Genomic DNA, 24,511 nt, shown 5'->3' on the forward strand with positions numbered 1-24,511 from the left:
ATAGAGAAATTTAATGCTGGCAATTTTCTTATTTGCGGTATGTTTTTGTTTCTTGGCTTCGTTAATAAACAGCCCTAGCCACGACATCGTAAGTCAAACCAAAAAACTCTCACAGCAGCAAGTTATTAAAATCGTCACGGCGATACCAAAGGAACAAGCAGACAACCAATCAATACTCTCTGTAGAATTTAATTTAGGCAACGGTATTAAAAACCAATCGATAGCTTGCCAGCAGTTGATGCCTGCTTCTAGAGCAGCTTTTGAGGAGAATGGGACTAAGATAAGCCCAAATGGGAATGGGAGGAAAGAGGGCACTGAGAGAGGAAAACAGGGAGATAATGGAAATTCCTCAACCACACTCGCAGCGTTCCAAACTGTTAACTCAGTGCCATTAGCTTCTGATGGGATGTTGGCTTTCGCCTTACGTAATGACATTGCTACAAACTTGTTAAATGAAGAAACCATACAAAACCATAAGATTGAGAAAATTCCCAAGATTGCCCAAGAGGAATTGATGTATGACAAAAAAATTATCAATGAAGCAGTACACAAATCCCGCTTAGTTGTAATTGAAAAAATCCAAGAATTTGTTGAAACTAAAAGTTACCTATCAGGTGCCTATAAACCCTTATACGACTTGTTAACAGATTACCCCTTTCGAGTCGGCAAAATGCTGCGCCCAACCATGTGTATTAGTATTGCTAGAGCAGTAGGAGGGATGGGACATTCTGCCTTAACGTCGGCATCTGCTCTAGAACTTTATCACAACGCTTTTTTGATTCACGATGATATCGAAGATGGTTCTGAATCTCGACGGGGTAAGGGCACTTTACACCAACTGATAGGAATTCCTCGTGCCATTAATGTAGGCGATGCTACGAACGTGTTGGCGGTGGGTTTGTTACTAGAAAACTTGTCCGTTATCGGAGTTTCTAAAGCTCTTAATGTTCTGCATGAAATCGAGTTTATGGCACAGCAATCTGTCGAAGGACAAGCGATGGAATTAGATTGGGTTGCCACTAATGCTTCCCACCTAACCGATCAAGATTACTTTAAAATGTGCGTCAAAAAGACGTGCTGGTATTCGTTTATTACTCCCTGTCGAATTGGTTTTATCGTCGGACATCCATCAGCAAATGTTAAGGATATGGTTGAACATTTGGCAGGTCTAACTCGATTTGGTATGATTTTAGGAATTGCCTTTCAGATCCAAGACGATTTGTTGAATTTACAAGGTCAACTTGAAGCTTATGGTAAAGAGATTGGCGGAGATATTTACGAAGGCAAGCGCACATTAATGCTGAATCATGTCTTGGCAAATAGTGGCAAAGAATCTGAGAAGATATTAGAAATTCTCGCTTTACCCAGAGAGAAAAAAACAACCGATCAACTCGCCTTTATTATCGAGAAAATGGAGTGTTGCGGTAGCATCGAACACGGTTGGAAAGTAGCGCGATCGCTCTCCAACAGAGCCGCAGAAATTTTTGAGAGCCTAGATTTTCTTCAGCCAGAAACTCCAATACGACCAGAAGAACAATGGGTATGCTCCGTCCACGACCGACGATTCTTGAAAGAATTAATCAACTATGTAATCTATCGAAACGCTTAACTTTGCATAAGTAGAAGACAAAAAAATAATGAGCGAACACCCAACCGTCCTACAAAGTTCTCCTCACTTAAATATCAAAGTTTATCCAGGTGCAACCCTGGTTCTACGGGTGTTACTTCATAGCCAGATAGCTGAAACTTTATTGTTCCGTCTTACCTTGGATGATTGGATATTAGATGACGGTCAGATTATCTCTCTATCTAGCCGGATCGAACCCTCATATCTTTATCTATGTCAAGGAAATAAAGTCAACCAAACAATAACACTTTCAATTCCTTTTCTTCTGCAACCTGGGCAACATCTCAAGAGTTGGTTACGCTTTCCGGCAATTCAAGAAGAAGCTATTCCGATTGAACTAAAAATTTTGTCATCAGTACAGAAACAAGATAAACCTCAAGCTGTCGAAGTCTCCTTGCCAGTCACTTTGCCCTTCACTTCTCAATTGTCGGATACCCGAAATCAAGCGCCAGCCGCAATCTTTGGTTTATTGTCAGGTTTGATAGATTTAGATAAAATTCCATCTCGTCGGCTATTAGCTGAAATTTTAATAATTTTGTGTCAAACAGGAGAGGAATACGCCCAAACAGAATCAGGCGCACAGTTACTCAATCAACTTAAAACCACTCCCTTCTTTCAAAATGGAATCATCGCTTTTGCATTCGCTCAAATTCCTAACTGGATCGCCGATAGCCTCAAAAGTACGAATGCAATCTTAAGCAATCAGAGTTTGCTATATCTTTGGGAGCAATGGCTGTTAAGTTTGGTTCCAGAGGATATAGCAGTAGATCGCAAAAAAGCAGAAATATCTGTTCCTTTTTTAGCAAATTTTGTTTTCAAACTAGGAGGATCTGCCGAACGCTGGTTTGCAGGCATCCTTTTAGGACTGGCGCTAATCTCGCCAAGAATTACCATCAATTTGAAAGATTTAACCTCTGGTGAAGCATCTCTCTCAAAAGCTACCTTAGAAAGCGGTTCGTCAAGAGAGAAATCCGCTGTGTGGAATCGCGCTACCGCAGCAACTAAAACTTTGTTCCCCGCACTAGCGTGTTTAGCTACGCTCCCGGCTCGTTGGCTGGTGGTAGAATTATTGCTCCTGCTGTGCCGACAAGGCGACAAATACGCTCAAACCGATGCTGGTAGCATACTGGCACAGCTAAAGCAGACAAGTTTCTTTGATAATGGGGTACTCGCTTTCTCAGCAGCTCAAGTTCCCCGTTGGTTAGCTATCACTCAGGAAGCGGCATCTAGTTATCATGCTTGTGTTGGCACTCAGATGGGGCAAGGTGGTTTGCTTTATTTAGGGGAACAGTGGCTGTGGAGTTTGGTACCAACCGAATTAAATGTCAGTCAGCCCAAAGTTGATACATCGGTGTCGGATGCGGCGGCAGAAGTCGTGGCATCCTTGGGCATGGATGCAGAACGCTGGTTTACTGGCGTTGTTTTAGGACTGGCGTTGGTATCGCCTAGGATTGCGGCTACAGTGGAAGCGATCGCTACCAAAGCACCATCACCCGTAGAAATGCCTCCACCCCAGATCGATTTTGAGGATGTTATTGGGGCAAAAGGCTCGATACAGCGATGAGCATTAACGAACAACTAATAGCCCGTGTAGAAGATTTACGCATCCCCCTAAATGACCTCTTTTCACCCCTAGACTGGAAGGATTGGTACCACTTTATTTTGATAGATATTCAAAGTGGACTGCGAGTGCTGGTCAATATGACAATGATTGGCAGACCGCAGCAAGGAGAGATTCAAGTTAGCTTCATAGTAAATCTCCCCTCAGAACAGATTACGCAACAACACCAACCAGATACTCCTTTGGCTACCTTCGCAACCACCTTTTCCTTGGAATGGCAACAAGACATGGTGTGTCGTCATCCATTGCGTTTGCAAGGAAAAGGTATCTATTTAGAAATTAACGGCAAGCACTCAGTAATAGAAGTGCAAGACGAAAGGGCGCAGCTATTTATACGCTTTCAAGGGGAGGCCCAAGCAATGCCTCTATTAGTGACGGAGGATTCGCCTTTCGGTAGCGGGTTTATCGGATGGGGCTTAGTGCCCGGTCTAAAGGTAATGGGAGAATTATCAGTATGCGGACAGCGTTTTAATATCCATCAGGATTGGTTTTGCTATCACGATCGCAATTTTGGTCGCTTTCGTTGGGGTGAAGATATTGGTTGGGAGTGGTTTGTGGTTTTTGCTACTTGTAATGACGGTAGGAAAATCGCGCTGATTTTAGACCAACGTACTAATAAAGATCACTCTGTGGGCGGCTTGCCCTACATCTTTATTTATTTGGGTAACAACTTATCTAAAGTTTTTCTGGGTGCTAACTTAAGCATTAATTGGCATTGGTCTGAGTCGCCAGTTTTACCTTTGCGTCTGCCTGGAACTATGGCGTCACTGTTTGGCGATCGCAAATTAAAATATCCTCAAAGGTTGCAGGTAGAAGCCGCCGACGAACAAGACCAATTATTGCTTTCCGTACATTTTGATGCGATGACAGAGCTAGTAGTGCCCGACAATCAAAGTCGGCAATACACCTTTATTGAGGAAGTCACAGGCAACGCTGAAATCAGCCTTTCTCTGCAAGGAGAAACTTTGCGAGCTAACGGATTAATTTATGGTGAATACGTGGTGTAAACATCGGAACTGTTTTTCATCGCCCAAATGGCGATCGCCTTCCTTCCATCGGGGCTAAAGTAGAGTTAAGAGCAGCAGATGCTTACGCGATCGCGCCCTTGTCGTTTTGACTGCAAGAGGGCTTCCTCAGCTGTCGCAATCAGTATCGCTGGAGAGATTTGAGGGCTAGGCGTTATCGTTGCCACCCCTAAACTGACTGTGAGAACATCAGCAGGAAATCCATCGAAATTGGAATGATCGTGGGCGATGGCTAAAGCTTTGATGCTCTGTCGAATATTTTCTGCGAGTAAAATCGCCACATCAGCATGAGTTTGGGGCAAAAGCACAGCAAACTCTGTAACCCCATAACGTGCAACTAGAGCAGCTCGATCCGCCACGCACTGACGGGTAGTCCTAGCGATTCGCTCTAAACTGGCATCACCAGCTAAATTTCCGCGAATATTGGTGTAAAAATTGAAATAATCGACATCGCATAAAATGAGAGACAGCGGTAAAATCTCTCCCAGAAGCTGCTGCCACTTGGTTTCTAGATATTGGTTGAAGTAACGCCGATTAGCCAAGTGGGTGACTTCATCAATAATATTGTATAAATCCTGAAAGTTTTGTTTTTCTTGCTCTAACTGCTTTAGAAGCACGTCAGTTTCATTTTCCTTTCCTAACTGTTGGCGAAAATAGAGACGATACAACTCGCAGCTGACGCGAACCTGATTTCCATCCAGTTGAACCAATCCCATGCTTTCTAACTTATGGGCAGCGATCGCTTCTAATCGCACGCTTCCATTAGCAGTAACAACCTGTTGCAATGCCGATGCCAATGGTGGCTGCTCTCGGAGGATCGCCAAATAATCCCGCAGATGATGACTGTATACCCCACCTAATGTAGGGCTGAAAAGTAATAACTCCTCCAAAGTCATCTCTTTCCGACACAAGTAATAAAGCGCCACGCTGACTAGATAGGGATGTCCTCCCACCATTGCCATCAGTTTCTGGATTTCGTCATCAGTCCAATTAAGTCCATAGCGAACTGCCAAATCCTGCACCTGCTCGCTTGTAAACTGTGGCAAGCGAATGGATAGCCCAACGTTGAAGGGGGATTGATTCAGCTTGAGCGAAAGATAGCCTTCCGGCGCGTAAATTACCACCAGGCGAAGTTTTTGCCAAATTTCAACTTGTTGTGCCTGTTCGTGCCAAAATCGCAGCATCCCCAGAAAGTCTTGGGCAATGTTGGGATGCTCAAAAACCCGATTGACTTCATTCAAAGCCAAGACTACGGGAGTGTTAAGTTGCTTGAGCAGATAACTCTCAAAATAGATTTTGCAACTCACCTTGCTGCCCATATCCTCATCCCAATAATCGTCTAGCATGGGATTGAGGTTCAACTGCCTGCTGACATTGGCACAGAACCAGCGCAAAAATTTATCGAAGGAAGCAAAAATCGCTTCTTCGGCTTCTTGAAAGTCCAAGTAGACGGTTTTGTAGCCAACAGCTGTCGCGCCAGCAAGAATTCGGTTAAGTAGCGAACTTTTCCCCATCTGCTTAGGTGCGTTGATCCACAGCAGGCATTGAGGTTGGGTAATTTCAGTGCAGGCGAGTTCTTCAATCGAGGGGAGATTGATGTAAAGCGGGGAATCTAGCGGCACACCACCGCTGGGAAATTTGATCTCAGTCGCAGTGAGGGGGGCTGGAAAATTTTCTGGGGTTCTTGTAGAAGTTGGCAACTGGCGCGGCGCTGTGCCAATCTGCTCAAGAGTCCGGTTTTGCTGGTACTGGTTGAGGAGTAAATTCAGATTTTTTTTCGTTACTCTCTGCCCTAGTACCGCTGAGAGATCCTGCCACAACTGGGAGCCAACTTCTTTGAGGTGGGGGATACTGTAAGCAGAATCCCGTGCCATCTCGCTATAATCGTGCCCCAGCCACGACTGACGCAGAATTAATCGCTCAAGGTGATTGAGTTGCCGAGAAAGCAGAACTTGTTCTACAGCTTCCAGAACTTCATCTACATTCATGCGATCGCATCTTTTGACGTAGAGTGCATATAGCAAGTTATTTCCAGAATGTTCGGTTCCTAAACTGAAAAATTCTATCTTAATTTTCCAACTTTTCCTACTTTTTACCAATGAAAATAAATAAGTTTTGTGGTAATTATGCGGATGCAATTAAATTGAAGATTTTCGTAGGGAATGGAAAACGCTCTTGAAACCCAACATCTGCACGGGTTAGCGATCGCGTAACCACTACTACAAATAATTAATCCCACCTACTTATCTGTTTTTATAATAGACAGGACTTACGCAAACATCACCACATAGTAAGGGCAACCACAGGGGGATTGAACCCGAAAAAACGCTATATGTATAAGCTTTGCGTAAGTCCTGGAAGTAACAAACCTGCAAATCCTGTAACTGCATTTTCCTGTAGTCAAGATGTCGAGCGCAGGAATTAGGGCGTCCTTGCTCAGAAAGGAGGTTGCAATCCTGCGCGATCGCATAGAAGCATTTAGCTTCTTACCAGGGTGATGACACGATCCTAAGCAACCTTGTCTACCAACTCCTCCAGTTCTAAAACCACCCTGTCTAACTCATCAATGAGCGGTGATGAACCGGCTTGGCGAAATGCGACAACCAAAGAGCGATAATACCAAAGCGTTCCTTCTCTGCCTCCTTGAAAGCGTTCCCAAACTGCCTCGCCTACAATGTGATAATCAGTCAAAATCGAGCGGGCATTGTGGAGTTTATCGGCTGCTGAGACAAGCCGCACCGAGGTTGAAGCAGTCGGAATGTGGGCAATATAAGCTTCTTTGCGTTGTCGCCAGGGTGGTTTGGGTGTCGTGTCAGCATCGGTACAACCGTTGACAATTTCCGTCACCGTATCTCCAAACCGACGGCGAATTTCTTCTCGGATTGCGGCACCGCCTTGGTCTTCGATGGCATCATGGAGTAGGGCAGCGATCGCTTCATCTTCATTCGCCCCATGCTCTAAGGCAATACTGGTGACGCCAAGTAAATGGGAAATATAAGGAACACCTGAACCTTTGCGAATTTGGTTCGCGTGCAGCGTGGTAGCAAAGGTGAGGGCATCTGTAAAGCGTTGTGAGAGAATCATTTTAATTTTGGGTAATGGGTAACGATCAATAGTTTTTAGTTCTTAGTTGGTGGCTACTGACTAATCACGAATCACCCATAATGAATTACCAATTACTAATTCCCAACTACCCATCTTTAGTGTAAGCCTGCCTCCCAAATGCCAATATAAACGCGATCGCGCCGATCTCGCTCAATCACTCCCTGAAGGGACTCTAGCGAAAAAAAGAATTTGGGAGACTGACGCTGCTGCACCTGTTGTAAACCCTGCTTGATGGTGTCGTTGAGCTGGCAACCCAACATACTATTCAACGTCACCAGCACGATCTTGGTATTCACCCATTGGGCAAAAGATGCTTCGGTTTGGCGTATGAGTCCAGAAGTTTTATCAAATAAAAAACCCAGGCTCACCTGATCTGGTATTAATTGATATGATATTGCACGAGTATTAGGCCAGTAGCCTTTAGTCGTTACGCTGGGATTGCCGAGGATTCGTTGGACAACGTTATTATGTACTCCTGGTTGAAATCCTGGAATGCCAACGCCGATAGGAATATCCTGACAAATATCGGCATTAAAATCCTCCAAGGTTGGCTCCGGACGCAATTCGGGTGGTATATTTTCTAAAACCTGTGAAGGTGAATAAGGCTGAGCGCTCAGAAAAATGCTTGCTGGTACTACCAGCGGATTTGGCAAGCGCTGAGGAAAAACTAATGCCTGTGTTGGTTTAGTAAACAGTAAACCAGCAAAAATATAGGCACCCATCAACATCATTCGGTGAGACCGTTTCACCATGTCTTTAGAATTTTTTTTGCATTAGGTATTTACTCATAAAAAGCTGCCCTTTCATCCCAGAATAGGGTGAAAGAACAAAAATTAGCAGCCTTACCTTCTCACTCTTACCTGAGTCTGACGCCACGATCGCTCTAAGTTCCCCACGGTCTAGAGGATGCAGAACTTGGCTGCAATGAGTTTCAGGAAGCGATCGCATCCCGATCTGACAACTTCAAGATTCGGCTATCAGAGCCATCCTCTGTTCATCACTTTTGACAAGCTTTTCGCAAGCGATCGCGCCAATTATGATTATCTTTTAATCTGTCTTCTTGCGCCTTTCGGAATCGCTCCCGCCACTCGTCACTACCTTTTAATTTATTTTCTTGCGCTTCACGCAATCGCTCCTGCAATTGGACAAGAGGACTGGCATTAGCATTTCTGGGTGGTAAGATTCCCAACAATGCCAGCCATTCCTGCACTGACTGAGGGCGATCTTCTGGTTTTAAAGCCATACCTTTGACAATAGCGTAATTTGTGCGATCGCCGAGGAGCGAATTAATTTGTTTGGGTGGTATTAGTTGCATCCCATACGCTCTCATCGGAGAAGGCGTAGGTACTTGGGCGGTTAATAAGGTATATAGCGTCGCCGCCAAAGAATAAACATCAGTGTAAGCACCCCGTTTTGAGCGCCAGTCATACTGCTCAATCGGTGCAAAGCCGCTGGAGCAAAATTCTGTCTGCGTTTGGGTGATATCTGGGGTAAACTCGCGGGCAATGCCAAAGTCAACCAGAACCGCTTCAAAGACGCCCTCCATCTCAGAAGTCACAACATCAGCATTTTTACAAGAGCGCAGCATGATGTTGAGTGGCTTGACATCCCGATGCAGTAAACCATTGTTGTGAACCAGCGTCAGGGCGTCACCTATCTGCTGAATGTAGCGCCATGCTTCCGTTTCGGGCATTGCCCCTTTCCGCCAAACTCGATGGGCTAGACTCTCTCCAGCAATATATTCCATCACAATGCACCACAGTCCATCCTCTTGAATGACTTCATCAATTTTCACGATATGAGGATGATTGAATTTGGCTAACCGCACCGCTTCATTCAGGAAATCCTGTTGAAATTTGTCGAAGTCGTGTTGGTGTTGCAGAAAGTGTTTGAGGGTTTTGATGACCAGCAAATTGCCTTTTTTGTTTTTAACCAAATGCGCGATCCCAAAACCACCTTGTCCTAGCACTTTTTCAATAGTGTACTTGCCGTTTTGCAACTTCTGCCCAGGATTCCAAGCCATTATTTCTGACTCCCTTGCGCTTGTATCGATTTTGGCGCGGTCTGAAGAGGTATTATGTTAGTACAATTGTACTATATTGGGAAGACAAATACAAGCGATCGCTTCCTTACAACATTTCAGGACTTACGCAAAGCTTATACATATAGCGTTTTTTCGGGTTCAATCCCCCTGTGGTTGCCCTCAGATGTCGCGCAAGTTGCGTAAGTCCTGATTTTTCGGTTAACCCCTCGTCCAAAGGATTTCCTACAAAAAAATAAAAATATAATTGCCCCCTTTCCTCCCAGGGAATGGAATTGGGAGTTAGGTAACATGACAGCTTAGCTGACGAAATACGCACTCGCATCGTCTAACCCCTCGGTTGACATCTGACTGTTCAATGGCAGCAACACTGTAAAAGTGGTGCCTACCCCAACTTCACTATTAACGGCAATCTGACCGCCGTGCAAATCCACGAATTTTTTGACAATTGATAATCCCAGCCCCGTACCGGGAATCTTGCCAACATTTTTGGCTCGATGAAACACTTCAAATAGTTGTTCTTGGTCGATTGGAGGAATGCCAATTCCTTCATCTTTAATTTGGATAGTTGCCTGTCCATTTTGACAAGAAAGTTCAAGCTGGACAGTGCCGCCTTGAGGTGAATATTTAATTGCATTCGAGAGCAAATTCGTCAGAATATGCCACAGTAATTTTTGATCCATATACGCCTGGGTACATTCCGATTTACTGACAAAAGTGAGCGCGTGTTCCTTGCCAGCCGTAAATTGAATTTCTTCCACCAGATCGTGGCAAAATTGTTTTAAATTAAAATGCTCTAAGTTAATCTCTAATTCTCCAATTTCTGCTCTACTAATTGTCAAAACATCCTCTAACAACTGCGTCATATGTTTAGCAGCCAAGCGAATGCGATTGAAGTATGAAGTTTTTTGCTCTTCAGTCGTTTTATAGCTGTAATGTTCGAGAAGTTCGGCAGACATAAGGACTGTGTTGAGTGGATTGCGAAACTCATGAGCCATCATCGAAACAAAGTAAAATTTATCTTCGTTCAGTTCTTTTTCTTTTTCCAAAGCAATGCGAACTTCTTCTGTTCGCTTCCGTTCCGTAATGTCCCGGCAGTTAACAACAACTCTAGCGATTCCTGACTGGGGGATAAAATTGTTGCAAATGGCTTCCAAGATTTGCCAAGAGCCATTTTGATGCTGAACTTTAAATTCTATAGATAGGGTAATATTTGGTTTCTCAACTGCTTGATTTAGGGTATAAAGAACCTCTGCTACATCTTCGGGATGAACAAAATCGCAGAAGTTTTTGCTAACTAACTCTTCCGGTTTGTAACCTAAAACCTTCTCAACGGATGGGCTATTGTAATATACAGTGCCGTCAGTATCTAGAACGGCGATGATGTCTAATGCATTTTCGATAAGTAAGCGGAAGCGTTCTTCATTCTCACGTAAAGCTTGTTCTGCTTCGCGCCGTTTGCGCCGCTCAACTGCTTCGCGCAACTCGCGTTCAACTGCGGGAATTAATCGCGCCAGCTTGCCTTTCATCAGGTAGTCAGACGCTCCAGCTTTCATCGCAGCGACTGCAACATCCTCACCAATGTTGCCGGAAACAATAATAAATGGTAAATCTAGCTCTTTGTTCTTCAACAAAGTTAAAGCAGCGGGAGCGCTAAAATTGGGCATTGAGTAATCTGCAATGACAATATCCCAATGCTGTTTATCCAGTGCTGCATTCATGGCAGCCGCTGTATCTACCCGTTCGTAGACCGGCTCGTAACCACCGCGCTCTAGTTCATTCAGCAGTAATTCAGCATCATCTTCTAAGTCTTCGACTATGAGAACTCGCAGCGGTCGATTCATCATATTCCTAGCAGCGGCGGGGCTTCATTTAAAAGTAGCCAGTAGACTCCCAACTGCCTTACTGCTGTCATAAATTGTACATAATCTACGGGTTTGCGGATGTAACTGTTACAACCGAAGCTGTAGCCGTTGAGGAGGTCTTGCTCTTCTGTTGATGTCGTGAGAATAACGACTGGCAAGAGTTTTGTCCGGTCGTTGGCACGCAGTCGTTGCAACACTTCTAAACCATCAATTCTGGGCATTTTTATATCCAGGAGAACAACTGCTGGTAGTCTGTTGATGTCCCTGTCAGCGTACCTACCCGTACCAAACAGATAATCTAGTGCCTCTACTCCATCATGGGCGACTACAATATTGTAGGAAATACCGCTTTGATCCAAAGCAAGTAAGGTAAGCTCTTCATCGTCAGGATTATCTTCCACCAATAGGATGTGTCGGTTATTCAATTTATTTTCCGTTTAGAAGTAAGTTTGAATTCTGCCCACCCTAAAGCGTGAAATAGAAAGTTGCGCCTTGTTCTACTGCGCCTTCAGCCCATACTCGACCCCCGTGGCGGTGAACAATTCGCTGGACAGTTGCCAGTCCAATGCCAGTTCCGGGGAACTCAGTCATCGAGTGCAGGCGCTGAAAGGCTCCAAACAATTTGTTGGTGTAAGCCATGTCAAAACCAGCACCGTTGTCACGTACAAAATAGGCAGGTTGAGAATCTGCCTGTAGTATGATGCCAAATTCGATGTGAGCATATACGTGATTTGACGTAAATTTCCAGGCATTATGAAGTAAATTCTCTAGAATTATTCGTAAAAGCCGCGCATCCCCCTGTGCAACGATGCCGGGAGCGATCGCCAATTCAACGTGTCGTTCCGGTTGCGTCTGTCTTAGCTCAGTGGCAATCTGAGAAGCGATCGCGCTTAAATCAACTTTGGTGCTACGCATCTCGGTACGTGTCACCCGTGAAAGCTCCAGCAGGTCATCAATGAGTTCTCCCATCCGCTGGCTGCTTGCACGAATCCGATGCAGGTAGTGTTTGCCTTTCTCATCCAGCGTGTCGGCGCAGCGCTCCAAAAGTGCCTGACTAAAGCCATCAACACTCCGCAGCGGCGCACGTAAATCGTGGGAGACAGAATAAGAAAAAGCTTCTAGTTCCCGATTGGCGACTTCGAGTTGTGCAGTCCGTTCAACCACCCGGCGTTCCAAGTCTTGATTGAGTTGTGTAATTTCCTGCTCGAAACGTTTGCGATCGCTAATGTCTTCAATAATGCCAATAAAGTACCTTGGTTCACCTGCACAATTACGGACAAGCGATACTGTTAAATTAATCCAAATGTGGGAGCCGTCTTTGCGAATGTAGCGCTTTTCCAGCGAGTATGCCGAAAACTCACCCGCTAACGATCGGCGGACGTGTTCGCAGCTACTATTGAGGTCATCGGGGTGAGTAATATCTTGGAAAGTTCGCTCTAAAAGTTCCTCACGAGTGTAACCAGTAATGTCGCAAAGCTTTTGATTCACCAGTCGCCATTGTCCATTCATTTCTACCTGTGCAATGCCGACAGCGGCTTGATTGAAAGTAGCACGGAATCGCTGTTCGCTGTTCCGCAACGCTTCCTCCGCCTGCTTCAGTCCAGTGATGTCCCGCGCGATACCTAGTACAGAATTGATTAAACCGTCTTTGGTAAATTCTGCTACGAGGCGAGATTGATAATATTTCAGCCCATTCGGTGTCGGAAACTGAAATTCAACAACCTTCTCTTGGCCCGTTTCAACAACTTGGCGGATAACACTTTCCCAATGGCAGACGATATCCTCAGACATCCCTAATTCTCGATTAGTTTTGCCGATAAATACCTCAGGCGGTACTCCTGTTGCCAGTTCCACTGCTGAGTTGACATAGGTATGACGCAGATCCCGATCGAACCGTGAAATGATATCTGGAGTATTTTCGATTAGCGCTTTGAGTTCTTGTTCTCGTTCGTGTAGCGCTGCTTGCGCCTGTTTACGTTCAGCAATTTCAGCTTCTAACGATGCGTTGATGGTTGTTAATTCTGCCGTTCGTTCCCGAACCCGAATTTCTAGTTCATCATAAGCTCGCTGCAATGCTTCCTCCACTTGCTGACGTTCTAGCACTTCCTTTCTCAGCGCTAGGTTTGCCGCCTCCAGTTGTGCTGGACTGGGGAGAACCAGCACTTTAGGAATCAACTCTGCCAGCAGCACCGCCGTACCGAGGGAGACAATCGCGGTAAAAGCTTTGATCCATCCCGCTAGCCAGTAAGTAGGATGCCACAGCGTCCATATTTCCATCAGATGAGTGGTGCCGCAGGCGATGATAAAGCTGCCAAACATCAGAAAAATCCAGTTAAAGGGCACATCTCGTCTTTTGCAGACAAAATAGACCAGCATGAATGGAATTGAATAATATGCCAGCGCAATCAAAGCATCCGACGTAACATGAAGCCAAACTAAATCTGGCTTCCAGAGATAGCAGTGTCCGTGGGGAATAAACCCTCCTGAAGTCAAAAGGGTTCTTAAAAAATCCGGCATGAAGTCTCCCTCATGTTGTTGCTGGTGATAATATTTGCCTCGCCAATTCTTGTCTTCAATTAGGCTAAGGGCGATCGCACTTCTGGGCAGTGATTCGGTTCACACTACTACCGCAATCATTGCACCGAATAGCGTCTGTTACGTCTGTGCCTGACGCGCACTCGCACGAGAAAGGCAAAGATGAAGGATGCCTGAAACTAGCGTCATGTTTCGGGCGATTAGGCTAGAATTGTTAAGGCTTCTTTACAGGATTCATGTTAAATCCCAAATTCTGTTAAGTGAGTCAAGAGACATCTATTTCAATTTCAATCTCAACACCCTCTCTGGAACGCTTCTATGACGCTCCCTATTCGCAACGTCGCAATTATTGCCCACGTCGATCACGGCAAAACAACCCTCGTTGATGCCCTCCTCAAGCAATCTGGCATCTTCCGCGAAGGCGAAGACGTTCCTGATTGCGTCATGGATTCCAATGCCCTAGAGCGGGAGCGAGGCATCACAATTCTGGCAAAGAATACAGCTGTCACCTATAAAGAGACGCTGATCAATATTATCGATACTCCCGGACACGCCGATTTTGGCGGCGAAGTCGAGCGGGTGTTAGGCATGGTAGATGGCTGCATCTTGATTGTAGATGCCAATGAAGGCCCCATGCCCCAAACGCGATTTGTGCTGAAAAAAGCTTTAGAAAAAGGACTGCGCCCCATCGTTGTCGTCAACAAAATCGATCGTCCCCAAGCTGATCCCCACGGCTCAATTGATAAAGTATTGGATCTGTTTTTGGAACTGGGCGCAGATGACGATCAGTGCGATTTCCCTTATCTGTTTGCCTCCGGTATCAATGGTTATGCCAAAAATAACCTGGAATCCGACAGCATGGATATGCAGCCCATGTTTGAGGCAATTCTGCACCATGTCGCGCCACCTGTAGGCGATCCGAATAAGCCTCTACAACTGCAAGTGACTACCCTGGATTATTCTGAATATCTGGGGCGGATTGTGATTGGCAAAATCCATAACGGCACAATCCGGATGGGACAACAAGTGGCTTTGGTGACAGAAACCAGCGCCATCGTCAAAGGCAAAGTCTCGAAGTTGATGGGGTTTGAAGGCTTAAAGCGGATTGATTTGGAAGAAGCCTCCGCTGGAAATATTGTAGCGGTGGCTGGTTTTGCCGATGCGAATATTGGCGAGACAATTACTTGCCCGAACGAACCGCAAGCTTTGCCGCTGATTAAGGTGGATGAGCCTACCTTGCAAATGACCTTCTCGGTGAACGATTCGCCGTTTGCCGGACAGGAAGGGACTATGGTAACATCGCGGCAAGTACGCGATCGCCTGTTCCGCGAACTCGAAACTAACGTCGCCCTGCGCGTCGAAGATACCGACTCTCCCGATAAATTACTGGTTTCCGGTCGAGGCGAACTCCACCTCGGCATCTTGATTGAAACCATGCGCCGGGAAGGCTATGAGTTTCAAGTTTCCCAGCCACAAGTGATTTACCGCGAAGTGAGCGGTCAACCCTGCGAACCTTACGAATGTTTGGTGCTGGATGTCCCCCAAGAAGCCAGTGGTGGCTGTATCGAGCGTTTGGGACAGCGCAAGGGCGAAATGCAAGATATGCAGATGAGTGCCACTGGTCGCACTCAACTAGAATTTGTAATTCCCGCCCGTGGTTTAATCGGCTTCCGGGGCGAATTTATGCGCCTCACCCGTGGCGAAGGGATTATGAACCACAGCTTCCTAGACTATCGCCCCATCAGCAGCGATATGGAAAATCGCCGCAACGGTGTCTTAATTTCATTTGAGGAAGGTGTTTCTACCTTCTACGCGATGAAGAATGCTGAGGATCGGGGTGCATTCTTTATCACTCCGGGCACCAAGGTTTACAAAGGCATGATTGTAGGCGAACACAATCGCTCTCAAGATTTGGAACTCAATGTCTGCAAGGCGAAGCAGCTGACGAACCACCGTGCTTCTGGCGGTGATGAGTTAGTGCAGTTGCAAGCGCCAATCGATATGAGCTTGGAGCGTGCCTTGGAATACATTGGTTCAGATGAATTGGTGGAAGTCACTCCTAAGTCAATTCGTCTGCGGAAGATGACAAAGAAGTTGGCGAAGCGGTAAATTATTCGACAACATTAGCCCCATTCAGCTTGGGGCTACACGAAAAAAGCCCGCTGTCGCGGGCTTTTTTTTAAGAGCGATCGCTCCTTGGAGAAATGCGAGATTTGATCATGGATGTACAAGAGATAATTGACAATTGGTACGCTCTGGGATCTGGCAAAGATATTCAGCTTGATGAAGCCAGGGGTTCAAACCCCTGGCTAATAGCTCAAGTCCACTAAAGTGGACTGAAGTTCTTCCCCAGTCCACTTTAGTGGACTTGAGCTATTAGCCCGGAACTTGAGTTCCGGGCAGGATTGGCGGCTTGTTGAGAATGGTGCAAGATGTCAGTTGTAATCTTTTTCATGGTAGTTAAAATCCCTAACAATCCAAGGGATAAACGTCTAGTCGAGGCTAGCTACACAATTGTCTCAAAGCTTATAAAACCTTACATGAGTAATTTTGATTTATTAAACGAAGAGGAGGACTTAGTTGCTATGGCAAGCAATCCAGAAATCCAAGCTGAAATTGCGGCAATTAACCAGGAATTTGCCGTAACTGAAATGGATGGCTTGAAATAGCTGTGAGTATTGAGAGATCCCAAATATATTTTGTAGTCAGACGATCGCATTCTTGATATGACATCCATAGAAGCGATCGCTCCAACTTTTCCGGAAAACCCAGCTTACATCCAGGTACGAGCCGAGTTAGAAGCGTCAATTCCGCCTGTGCGGATACGGCGATCTAGATCGTTGGGATCTGGGGAAGCACTCAATGCCGCCTCTAGGGTAATCCGACCCTCTAGCATTTGATCGTAAAGCGCCTGATTCATTACCTGCATCCCGTCGAACGTGTCATCTAGCATCAACCGATAAGCTTCCTCATCGTTACCCTTGAGCAAGTAATCCTGCATTGCCGGAGTATTGATCAAGATGTCGTGGACTGCCGTGCGACGACTATCCGTGGTTGGCAGCAGCAGTTGTGCAATGACAGCCACCAAAGAATCGGTGATCTGAATTCGCATCGCTGGCTGTTCATCTGCGTTGTACAAGTTCAACAAGCGGTTAACCGCGTTGATGGCGTTGCGAGTGTGCAGAGTACCTAAAACTAAGTGACCTGTTTGGGCAGCTTGCAGGGCAGTATTAACGGTAATGCGATCGCGCATTTCCCCAATCAGAATCACATCTGGATCTTCCCGCAGAACTGACCGCAGTGCCCCGTGAAACTCATGGGTATGCAAACCCACTTCCCGTTGACTAACCAAGCACTTTTGGGAAGTGTGGACGAATTCAATCGGGTCTTCAATCGTAACAATGTGCTTATTCGTCGTCTCATTCAGATGACGAATCATCGCCGCTAAGGAAGTTGATTTCCCCGATCCCGTAGGACCTGTCACCAGAATCAATCCTTGCGGTTTGCTCACAATATCCTTGAGAACTTGCGGTAAGCCTAAACTATCAATGGAAGGAATATCCAGGCTAATCAACCGTAGAACCATCGCTCCGCCCATCAGGGATTCAAAACAATTCACCCGACAGCGCACGAAACCTGGGTAGAAAATTGCCGTATCCAGTTCCTTGTTTTCTGCAAACTGTTTTCGCTGAGCAGGAGTCAGGATTTCGGCAAGGTATTGTTCAAAAATTTCTGGTGTTACCTTGAGCTGATTCTCAGTCTCTACCATCTGACCTCGAATCCGATATCTAGGAGTTTGCCCGACTCGAATATGGATGTCCGAGGCTTTTTGAGCATACGCATCTTTCACCATCTGTTTAATGGAAGTCGCGCTGTTGACTTCTGGGGGGCGCCCTGGCTGCATCTGCGGAGGAAGTGGTGGCGGTGGTGGTGGTATGCGTGAAGGAGCTTGTGCGCGAGTCGCTTCAGCATCATTTGCTTTGGTCATTTTTTTTCCCCTGGGTACTCACTCTTGTCCGGCAGCGTCGGTAAAACCACAGTTTAATTGATCTTGCCTTTAAAAATTTTCTTTAAGTCAACCGTGAATGTCCTTAATTTTAAAAAATTACCAGACAGGTGTAAAATATCTTATTTATTTGTAATCAGAATTTTGTTAAGGTGCTGGGATAGCTAGACTCTAGACTGGGCAGCGCTGTTTATGAATATCGGTTATCGGATAGCAGACTGGCTGGAAACTCGGTGGGTGACGCCAGCCTACGCCGGGTGGATACTGGGAATCATCGCCGTCTGTTTTTTTGGAGCCGCCACGAACACAATGGCGGGGTGGCTGTATGTTATAAGTGGTCTCAGTTTGGCGCTACTGGGAATCGCCGCCGTCCTATCCGTGCGATCGCTTCGTCATCTTCAAGTCAGCCGACGCCCTATCCAGCCCGTCAGCGTCGGCGATGAGCTAACCATTGAATTAGAAATTGAAAATCCGGTTAACCATCCCAAAACCTTACTCTTAGTCCGGGACGTTCTTCCCTTCGTACTGGGACAACCCGTACAGACTGCAATTGAAACGATTCCTCCTCACAGCATTCACCGCTGGGTTTACTACCTACCCACGCAAAAACGCGGGGTTTATCGGTGGAACACGGTGCAACTGAGAACCGCTGCCCCTGTGGGATTATTCTGGTGTCGCCGCCAGCGTGAAGTTGCCGCTACAGCATTTGTTTATCCCACCGTTTTACCCCTCACCAACTGCCCGATGGTGGATGAAATTGGGCAAGAGAAAAGTCCCTTGTTTCTGAGTTTAGATCGCCGTTCCCAAGCTGCCACAGAAGGAATCACGCGATCGCTTCGTCCCTATCGAGTCGGCGATCCCACTCGTTTAATTCACTGGCGAACCAGCGCCCGTTACGGTGAATTCAAGGTGCGCGAACTAGAAGTTTTCACGGGTGGACAAGAAGTAATTATCTGCCTCGATAGCGCCACCAATTGGAATCTAGAGCATTTTGAACAAGCAGTCATTGCGGCGGCATCCTTGTACTTCTATGCCAGTGGGCGTCAGTTGAATGTAAAACTTTGGACAGCATTCACAGGTTTAGTGCAAGGTCATCGCGTGGTTTTAGAAACTCTAGCAGCAACCTACGCCACAGAAGATGCCCGTGCTGGAGATCCACCCACGCTTCCCTTAATCTGGCTGACTCCCAATCATGTTACTCTAAGCTCTTTACCCCCCGGTAGCCGCTGGATGATATGGATGCCGGAGTCTTCAACTGAGCCTGCAATGCCCGTAAATCGCAATTCTTCTGGAATTGTCATCAATACCGAGCAGCCGCTACAACTTCAGCTACAATCCCCTCTGAAGTAGGCTTGCCCGATGGCATCGATCCCAGCCAATCCCCTTGAGGAAAAGGCTTAAGATACAATGCATAAACACCTGTCGATCCGTGTCATCTCATATTATGAACCCATCAGAAACTGAAACAAAATCCAGCGAAAAAAGTCTAGAGGCGATGCGCCATTTCTCCGAAACATACGCCAAGCGTACCGGCACCTACTTCTGTGTCGATCCTTCCGTAACAGCCGTAGTGATTGAAGGACTCGCCAAGCATAAAGATGATCTTGGTGCCCCTTTGTGTCCCTGTCGCCATTACGAAGATAAAGAAGCAGAAGTACGTGCAACTTTCTGGAATTGTCCTTGCGTACCCATGCGAGAGCGAAAAGAGTGCCACTGTATGTTATTTCTGACAGAAGATAACGAGTTTCGGGGTGAGATTCAGGACATCTCCCTTGAAGAAATTAAAGCTGTACGCGATAGTATGTAACGATAATAGCTAATAACTAAGGGCTAATGACAATTAGTCTTTAGTTATTAGCAAAGTCCAAAGGACTATTAGACTCGTAAAGTTTATTGACAAGTTACGATGACTGGAGGCTTTTTGAAAATAGAGCCTCCGGATTCCAGAATACTCTCTTTAATTACACTCTATAGATAAATCCGGAAAAATTTTTCCGCAAAATCTAATCATTGTAGGTTCAAAGGAACTGGCAAACGTTGTATCTAAGCCAGAAAAATACGAGTAGGAGCAATTAATTTGAAAAAACTATAAATCCAAATATTGCAATTCAGCAATTTGCATTTTTTAATAATCATATTTCTATCCGGTTAGGAAATAAATATTTTCCTCGCTTATAAAATTACTGAGTGAGGCTTAATAGACAGTTGAAAAACCAGATTTAAAAATGAGCAAACCTTCATTATTTGGAGTCACGACAACTAGATGTCAGTCATGTTGCCTTTACGCACGGGTGCGGTATCAAAAGCACTGGCGATCGCATTCCATGCCAACTTGCGTTTCATTTGTGCATCAAGTGGCAGGGGACGCACTGGTGCATCATCTCTGCGTGGTTGCTTATCTGAAAGCCATGTATAGCGATCGCTTAATCCCCAAGTCAATACTGCAATGACCGCTGGTTGCTCCAACACTACTGATAGATATTCCTCATAGATTCCGGCGACGAGGCGATCGCGTACATTAATATTTTTTGGTAACTTTTTGTCTATTACATCCAGTTCGGTAATCATGATTTTCAGCCCAAGACTGGCAACATCCTCCAGAAAAGTCTTCAGCTTTTTAGCGCTAAAGCGAGTCTCTCCCCCCCATAAATGCGCTTGAATACCAAGAGCGTGTACTGGAGTTCCCCTAGACTTTAAACGCTCTAGCAACTTTAAGACAGCCGTTCTTCTTGATTCATCTTTCGGCGTGTCATACTCCAAACTATAGTCGTTATAAACTAATAATGCCTGTGGATCTGCCTCTGCTGCAACGCGAAAGGCAATCTCAATATAATCAGGTCCTATAAACTTCAGCCACGGCGTGTTTCGCAGACTATCAACACGTCCATGCTTTGGGAAAATTGCCTCATTGACCACATCCCATGAATGAATCTTTCCAGCATAGTGCCCAGCAACTGTCTTAATATGGTTTACCATGATCTGCTCGGCGTTTTGACGGTTAACTGTCGTTTTAAACCACTTAGGTAATCTGGCGTGCCAAACTAAAGTGTGCCCGCGAAACAGCATATTGTGAGTGTTGGCAAACTCAGCAAGCCAGTCGCTTCGAGTAAAGTCAAAATTATGTGGAGTCGGACGAATCGCTCTCCATTTCAAGTCATCTTCTGTCACCAGCATGGCGCACTCTTGGGCAAAGCGAGTTGCAAATGCTGTGTTTGAGGAGAGCATATATTTTTGAGTAGCTGCCCCATAAATTAATCCCTTTGCCGCCGCCCGGTTGCGTAGAGGGGTGTTCCCCAGCACTGGAAAATTTCGTTTGTTAGCAAGCGCTTGAAGTGGATTTCCATACTGGGATCTACTGGCGATCGCTAAAGCTCCTGTCCCCACCAAAGTCCCCAAACCCAATAAAAAGCTACGCCGCCCTCTTAGGATTCGTTTTTTTGCCACTGCAACTCCTTCCTTACTTGTTTAAGGGACGCTGCTTGAATTTTAGTAGTTCGGCTAAAAACAACCTCAGTATGAACCAAGGCTCGACTAAGTAGCGCCGCCACAACCGCTGCGGTTCAGCCAGCAGACGAAACAACCACTCTAGTCCCAATTTTCCTGCCCACCTGGGCGGAGTCGGTACAGCACCCGCCACATAGTCGATAGCGGCACCGGAGGTCAAGATAGCATTAGCAGAGAGTTGTTCAAGATTATCCAGTACCCAGTGTTCCTGGCGGGGCATACTCATACCCACCATCAGCACGTGCGGCTGGTAAGCCTTAATCCTTTCTAAAACGGCTTGGTTTTCTAGGCTATTTGGATGAGCATCAAAGTAGCCGTGTGCCGTTGCTATCTGCAAGCCTGGGTACTGTTCTCGCAGAATATCGGCTCCTCGCTCCGCAATTCCCGACTTGGAACCTATATAAAATACGCGCCAATCTTGTTGCACCGCTTCCGCCATCAAGGGATGTGTCCAATCTGCGTATGTAACTCGATGCTCTCGGCTGAGAGGAAGACCTAAAAACTTGCCCAACAAGACTAGAGCCATCCCGTCCACGTGTACGTAATTTGCTTTTGCATAAAAGTCACGCATCTTGCGGTCGTGGTAGTAAAGGTAGATGCTGTGCAAGTTGTGATTAGCAATAATCCACCGTTGGCTATTAGTGACAGCCTCAGCAATCAGACTATGAAGGTTTTCTATAGTCAAGGGATAAACAGTAACGCCAAGAAGACTCAGCGAACGTTTAAAGTTTACCTGATGTGTTGTAGATTTCATATTTTGCAATTTAGTAACGACAGAAAAGACTTTCTTTCCAACTAATGTTGTTGAGCTGAACTCCCAATTTAGTAATTTTTTGGTTTAACAGCGGCTGGCTCGTTGCTATTGATGAAAATTCGCATTTCTTTCAATTGCGAACTTATGTATGACAACAGGGCGTAAATAAAGATAATAATGCCTAGCATTTCCAGTAGTTCTTCGACAGTTGCGATCGTTTGCTTTCTTTTTACTAAAAGCGATCGCCGCTAGTAGCAGAGAACAGAATAGCAACGTTAATCCGGAATAATAAGTAGGAAAATTTTTCTCAGTTGCTAAATTGAACTGTGAGACAAAGCCGAATAGATCGGAATCCCCTAAGAAGTGTTTGGATATTTGTCCAGCAATACTTGCAAGAGCAAAACCCAGCACTACAAGAAGCATAAAACGGATAATTTTTTTTACAGATATTGTAATTTACATTGACAAAACCTCAAAAAAATAACTGCAATCGTTACCTTCTGATGTGGGCGATCGCTATAAGTCAAAGATTGTGTGTTTATAAGCGAATCCTGCAAAACCAGCAGCATTAAGTGTAACTATGCAAACAAACATATAGCGCTATAAAATTTGCTAAAAGCGCAGTTTTGCACTAAATAGCGCTTGAATTGAATGTCAGATTTTAAGCCCCTATTTGCTGATTTTTATTGTATCATATTGTAACTGATTATTCTCTATTTTTAATCTATTAATTTTAAATTCAATGTAAAGATTGTACTAAATTATTAGTTATAACGAAAAACAGAAAGTATTTATACCGAGTTACGTTCAAATCTGTCCTTCTGACGCAGCGTTAGAGGAATAAAAAAACATCTCTAGCCGGAACGAGATGCTGCGCTAGTGCTTCATCTCGTTCCCCATAAAAAAAATCTATACATGAAGCAACTTGGTATCAAGCTGTAGTTTCAGCAAAAATAGAATTTTTGAGAAGAAGGAAAAAGCAAGGGGACATATCTGTCAAAAAATGTGCCAATACTCGGCTGTTCAAGGCAATAGATTTGCGAGTGAGTTTATCTGTTTCAACAATACTGCACCTATTTGGCAAAGCGGATAGTCTGTAATTTTTGACTAAGGATGAATTCACATACTGCTAATTAAATCCGCTAAGTTTTATCAAAATCTGAACGCTTCCTGTCTTTAATCAGGTGATAATGTCACAACGTTCGCATCTGACTGCTGCTTTTTTAGCTCCAAGATTTGGTCAACTGTTTTAATCAATGTCTGCACGCGAGCAATCCAACTGTGATTGAGCAAAATTTCTTCACGAGCCTGACGCCCCATCTCTGGCAGTGCTGTCCTCGACTTATAAGCTTTGATCAATGCAGATTTGAGTTCCTGCCTGTCTCCGGATTGGAACAAAAATCCGGTTTCCCCTTCCCTTAGCACCCGTTGAGCATCCTCAAAAGCTGAAGCTAAGACTGGTTTACCCATCGCCATATACTCGTATATCTTGAGTGGCGAATGGTACATCTTGCCGATTTGTAGCTTGACATGACCAGAATATCCCATGTCAAATCCGGCAATATAAGCGGGTACTTCGTTCCAGGGAACTTGACCGACAAACTTCACGTTGTTGGATAAGCCCAGTTTCTGAGCTAATGCCTCCCATTCTGTACGCATTTGACCGTCTCCCACGACGACTAGGGACATATCCAAGCCATCTGTCCGCAGATCATGCAAGGCTACCAGCAAATCTTCTATCCCCTGCCAAGCATACAGAACACCTACAAAGCCAATTGTAAAGTTATCAAATATGCGCTTCGGCTGCTGCCCTTCGGGGTTAAATATAGAAGTGTTTACACCGTTAGGTAGCACAATGATTTTCTCAGGCGAAATATCTGCTTCGCGAACGATAATTTCTTTGAGCGCTTCGGTAACGCAAATCAGGATGTCGCAATCTTGGTAAGCTTTGATTTCTAACCATCGTTCAAGTCTGCTTAGGACAACATTTTTCCGCTCGGCTTTGGATTCGTAGAACAGAGGGGAATTGGTTTCTAATATCCAAGGGATACCGTGCCGCGTGAAAATCCAGCCTAAAGATTGAAGTGCAGCACGGCGTTCGTAAACCCAGTCAACTTGCTGACCTAATTCTTGCCAAGCTCGTCTTGCATTCAGGGCACCCATATTGAGGCGTACTATATCTGATACCAGGGTACGGAGAAACCCACCCGTGACGGCGCGTTCTGAGCCTGCCGTTACCCAGCTCAAGGGTACGCGATCGCCCACAATAAAGGGTTTAACTTCCCACTGGAGAACTTCAAAAGCTCGCATTACCCCAAGCATATGCGATCGCGGTCCGCCTACTTCCGCATCAGGATGAGTAGAAGAGCGCGGGGCAGCTGATAAGTATCCCAGTCTACGCTTCACACTAGCATTTTGTTCCATTGAA

General features: G+C 45.5%; 19 protein-coding genes. 8 read left to right on the plus strand and 11 right to left on the minus strand.

Annotated features, from left to right (window positions below):
• The first annotated feature begins 13 nt into the window (after positions 1–13).
• From AC2VDX_RS02835 to AC2VDX_RS02845, 3 genes are read left to right on the plus strand one after another with little or no spacing between them, the layout of a single operon-like run.
• Entirely contained in the window at positions 14–1,609 is a 1,596-nt protein-coding gene (locus tag AC2VDX_RS02835; RefSeq protein ID WP_378172735.1) for a polyprenyl synthetase family protein, read from the plus strand.
• A gap of 28 nt (positions 1,610–1,637) precedes the next feature.
• Complete coding sequence (locus AC2VDX_RS02840) at positions 1,638–3,191, plus strand: hypothetical protein (protein WP_378172733.1); 1,554 nt, start codon at positions 1,638–1,640, stop codon at positions 3,189–3,191.
• Positions 3,188–4,255 (plus strand): hypothetical protein, encoded by a 1,068-nt coding sequence (locus AC2VDX_RS02845; RefSeq protein WP_378172730.1) that lies wholly within the window; start codon positions 3,188–3,190, stop codon positions 4,253–4,255. Before AC2VDX_RS02840 ends, AC2VDX_RS02845 begins: the two co-directional genes overlap by 4 nt.
• Before the next feature lie 65 nt (positions 4,256–4,320).
• Here AC2VDX_RS02845 and AC2VDX_RS02850 read toward each other — a convergent pair whose 3' ends face one another.
• From AC2VDX_RS02850 to AC2VDX_RS02865, 4 genes are all read right to left on the minus strand, one after another.
• A complete protein-coding gene (locus AC2VDX_RS02850; RefSeq protein WP_486928091.1) occupies positions 4,321–6,297 on the minus strand; it encodes an AAA-like domain-containing protein in 1,977 nt (658 codons plus the stop codon).
• A gap of 484 nt (positions 6,298–6,781) precedes the next feature.
• Positions 6,782–7,354, minus strand: a complete 573-nt coding sequence (locus tag AC2VDX_RS02855) for an HD domain-containing protein (protein ID WP_378172780.1) — start codon at positions 7,352–7,354, stop codon at positions 6,782–6,784.
• Between the two features lie 119 nt (positions 7,355–7,473).
• Positions 7,474–8,130 carry a hypothetical protein gene (locus AC2VDX_RS02860; RefSeq protein ID WP_378172725.1) on the minus strand — a complete coding sequence of 219 codons (657 nt, stop codon included), beginning with the start codon at positions 8,128–8,130 and terminating at the stop codon, positions 7,474–7,476.
• Between the two features lie 245 nt (positions 8,131–8,375).
• Positions 8,376–9,401 carry a serine/threonine protein kinase gene (locus AC2VDX_RS02865; protein ID WP_378172723.1) on the minus strand — a complete coding sequence of 342 codons (1,026 nt, stop codon included), beginning with the start codon at positions 9,399–9,401 and terminating at the stop codon, positions 8,376–8,378.
• Between the two features lie 54 nt (positions 9,402–9,455).
• Here AC2VDX_RS02865 and AC2VDX_RS02870 point away from each other — a divergent pair, with 54 nt between their 5' ends.
• The gene (locus AC2VDX_RS02870; protein WP_378172720.1) at positions 9,456–9,605 is read left to right on the plus strand and encodes a hypothetical protein; all 150 of its coding nucleotides are present in this window, start codon (positions 9,456–9,458) and stop codon (positions 9,603–9,605) included.
• 113 nt (positions 9,606–9,718) lie between these two features.
• On the opposite strand, the gene AC2VDX_RS02875 is transcribed toward AC2VDX_RS02870, so the two are convergent.
• The 3 genes from AC2VDX_RS02875 to AC2VDX_RS02885 are packed head-to-tail and all read right to left on the minus strand — an operon-like array spanning position 9,719 to position 13,801.
• The gene (locus AC2VDX_RS02875; protein WP_378172717.1) at positions 9,719–11,266 is read right to left on the minus strand and encodes a sensor histidine kinase; all 1,548 of its coding nucleotides are present in this window, start codon (positions 11,264–11,266) and stop codon (positions 9,719–9,721) included.
• Positions 11,263–11,709, minus strand: a complete 447-nt coding sequence (locus AC2VDX_RS02880) for a response regulator (RefSeq protein WP_378172715.1) — start codon at positions 11,707–11,709, stop codon at positions 11,263–11,265. The genes AC2VDX_RS02875 and AC2VDX_RS02880 overlap by 4 nt, the downstream gene beginning before the upstream one ends.
• A gap of 40 nt (positions 11,710–11,749) precedes the next feature.
• Entirely contained in the window at positions 11,750–13,801 is a 2,052-nt protein-coding gene (locus AC2VDX_RS02885; protein WP_378172712.1) for a PAS domain S-box protein, read from the minus strand.
• 336 nt (positions 13,802–14,137) lie between these two features.
• Here AC2VDX_RS02885 and typA point away from each other — a divergent pair, with 336 nt between their 5' ends.
• Both typA and AC2VDX_RS02895 read left to right on the plus strand, forming a co-directional pair.
• A complete protein-coding gene (gene typA / locus AC2VDX_RS02890) occupies positions 14,138–15,928 on the plus strand; it encodes a translational GTPase TypA (RefSeq protein ID WP_378172710.1) in 1,791 nt (596 codons plus the stop codon).
• Positions 15,929–16,251: 323 nt separating this feature from the next.
• Entirely contained in the window at positions 16,252–16,488 is a 237-nt protein-coding gene (locus tag AC2VDX_RS02895) for a hypothetical protein (protein ID WP_378172707.1), read from the plus strand.
• Between the two features lie 104 nt (positions 16,489–16,592).
• Here the strand turns inward: AC2VDX_RS02895 and AC2VDX_RS02900 are convergent, their stop codons facing one another.
• Positions 16,593–17,723: a type IV pilus twitching motility protein PilT gene (locus AC2VDX_RS02900; protein ID WP_378172777.1), complete on the minus strand. Its 1,131-nt coding sequence runs from the start codon at positions 17,721–17,723 to the stop codon at positions 16,593–16,595.
• A 294-nt stretch (positions 17,724–18,017) separates the two neighbouring features.
• Here AC2VDX_RS02900 and AC2VDX_RS02905 point away from each other — a divergent pair, with 294 nt between their 5' ends.
• A complete protein-coding gene (locus tag AC2VDX_RS02905; RefSeq protein ID WP_378172705.1) occupies positions 18,018–19,175 on the plus strand; it encodes a DUF58 domain-containing protein in 1,158 nt (385 codons plus the stop codon).
• Between the two features lie 94 nt (positions 19,176–19,269).
• Positions 19,270–19,632 (plus strand): ferredoxin thioredoxin reductase catalytic beta subunit, encoded by a 363-nt coding sequence (locus tag AC2VDX_RS02910; RefSeq protein ID WP_378172774.1) that lies wholly within the window; start codon positions 19,270–19,272, stop codon positions 19,630–19,632.
• A gap of 452 nt (positions 19,633–20,084) precedes the next feature.
• Here AC2VDX_RS02910 and AC2VDX_RS02915 read toward each other — a convergent pair whose 3' ends face one another.
• From AC2VDX_RS02915 to AC2VDX_RS02925, 3 genes are all read right to left on the minus strand, one after another.
• Complete coding sequence (locus AC2VDX_RS02915) at positions 20,085–21,269, minus strand: endo-1,4-beta-xylanase (protein ID WP_378172702.1); 1,185 nt, start codon at positions 21,267–21,269, stop codon at positions 20,085–20,087.
• 13 nt (positions 21,270–21,282) lie between these two features.
• A complete protein-coding gene (locus AC2VDX_RS02920; RefSeq protein ID WP_378172699.1) occupies positions 21,283–22,083 on the minus strand; it encodes a WecB/TagA/CpsF family glycosyltransferase in 801 nt (266 codons plus the stop codon).
• A 1,176-nt stretch (positions 22,084–23,259) separates the two neighbouring features.
• Complete coding sequence (locus AC2VDX_RS02925; protein ID WP_378172697.1) at positions 23,260–24,507, minus strand: glycosyltransferase family 4 protein; 1,248 nt, start codon at positions 24,505–24,507, stop codon at positions 23,260–23,262.
• Positions 24,508–24,511 lie beyond the last annotated feature (4 nt).

The sequence above is a fragment of the Coleofasciculus sp. H7-1 genome, from assembly GCF_057473865.1.

Bases quoted from the DNA above. Each gene is read 5' to 3' on its own strand.
- AC2VDX_RS02905 (WP_378172705.1), top strand. From the start codon at position 18,018: ATGAATATCGGTTATCGGATAGCAGACTGGCTGGAAACTCGGTGGGTG.
- AC2VDX_RS02860 (WP_378172725.1), bottom strand. From the start codon at position 8,130: ATGGTGAAACGGTCTCACCGAATGATGTTGATGGGTGCCTATATTTTT.
- typA (WP_378172710.1), top strand. From the start codon at position 14,138: ATGACGCTCCCTATTCGCAACGTCGCAATTATTGCCCACGTCGATCAC.
- AC2VDX_RS02870 (WP_378172720.1), top strand. From the start codon at position 9,456: ATGTTAGTACAATTGTACTATATTGGGAAGACAAATACAAGCGATCGC.
- AC2VDX_RS02885 (WP_378172712.1), bottom strand. From the start codon at position 13,801: ATGCCGGATTTTTTAAGAACCCTTTTGACTTCAGGAGGGTTTATTCCC.
- AC2VDX_RS02835 (WP_378172735.1), top strand. From the start codon at position 14: ATGCTGGCAATTTTCTTATTTGCGGTATGTTTTTGTTTCTTGGCTTCG.
- AC2VDX_RS02840 (WP_378172733.1), top strand. From the start codon at position 1,638: ATGAGCGAACACCCAACCGTCCTACAAAGTTCTCCTCACTTAAATATC.
- AC2VDX_RS02910 (WP_378172774.1), top strand. From the start codon at position 19,270: ATGAACCCATCAGAAACTGAAACAAAATCCAGCGAAAAAAGTCTAGAG.
- AC2VDX_RS02865 (WP_378172723.1), bottom strand. From the start codon at position 9,401: ATGGCTTGGAATCCTGGGCAGAAGTTGCAAAACGGCAAGTACACTATT.
- AC2VDX_RS02875 (WP_378172717.1), bottom strand. From the start codon at position 11,266: ATGATGAATCGACCGCTGCGAGTTCTCATAGTCGAAGACTTAGAAGAT.
- AC2VDX_RS02900 (WP_378172777.1), bottom strand. From the start codon at position 17,723: ATGCAGCCAGGGCGCCCCCCAGAAGTCAACAGCGCGACTTCCATTAAA.
- AC2VDX_RS02920 (WP_378172699.1), bottom strand. From the start codon at position 22,083: ATGAAATCTACAACACATCAGGTAAACTTTAAACGTTCGCTGAGTCTT.
- AC2VDX_RS02895 (WP_378172707.1), top strand. From the start codon at position 16,252: ATGTCAGTTGTAATCTTTTTCATGGTAGTTAAAATCCCTAACAATCCA.
- AC2VDX_RS02925 (WP_378172697.1), bottom strand. From the start codon at position 24,507: ATGGAACAAAATGCTAGTGTGAAGCGTAGACTGGGATACTTATCAGCT.
- AC2VDX_RS02845 (WP_378172730.1), top strand. From the start codon at position 3,188: ATGAGCATTAACGAACAACTAATAGCCCGTGTAGAAGATTTACGCATC.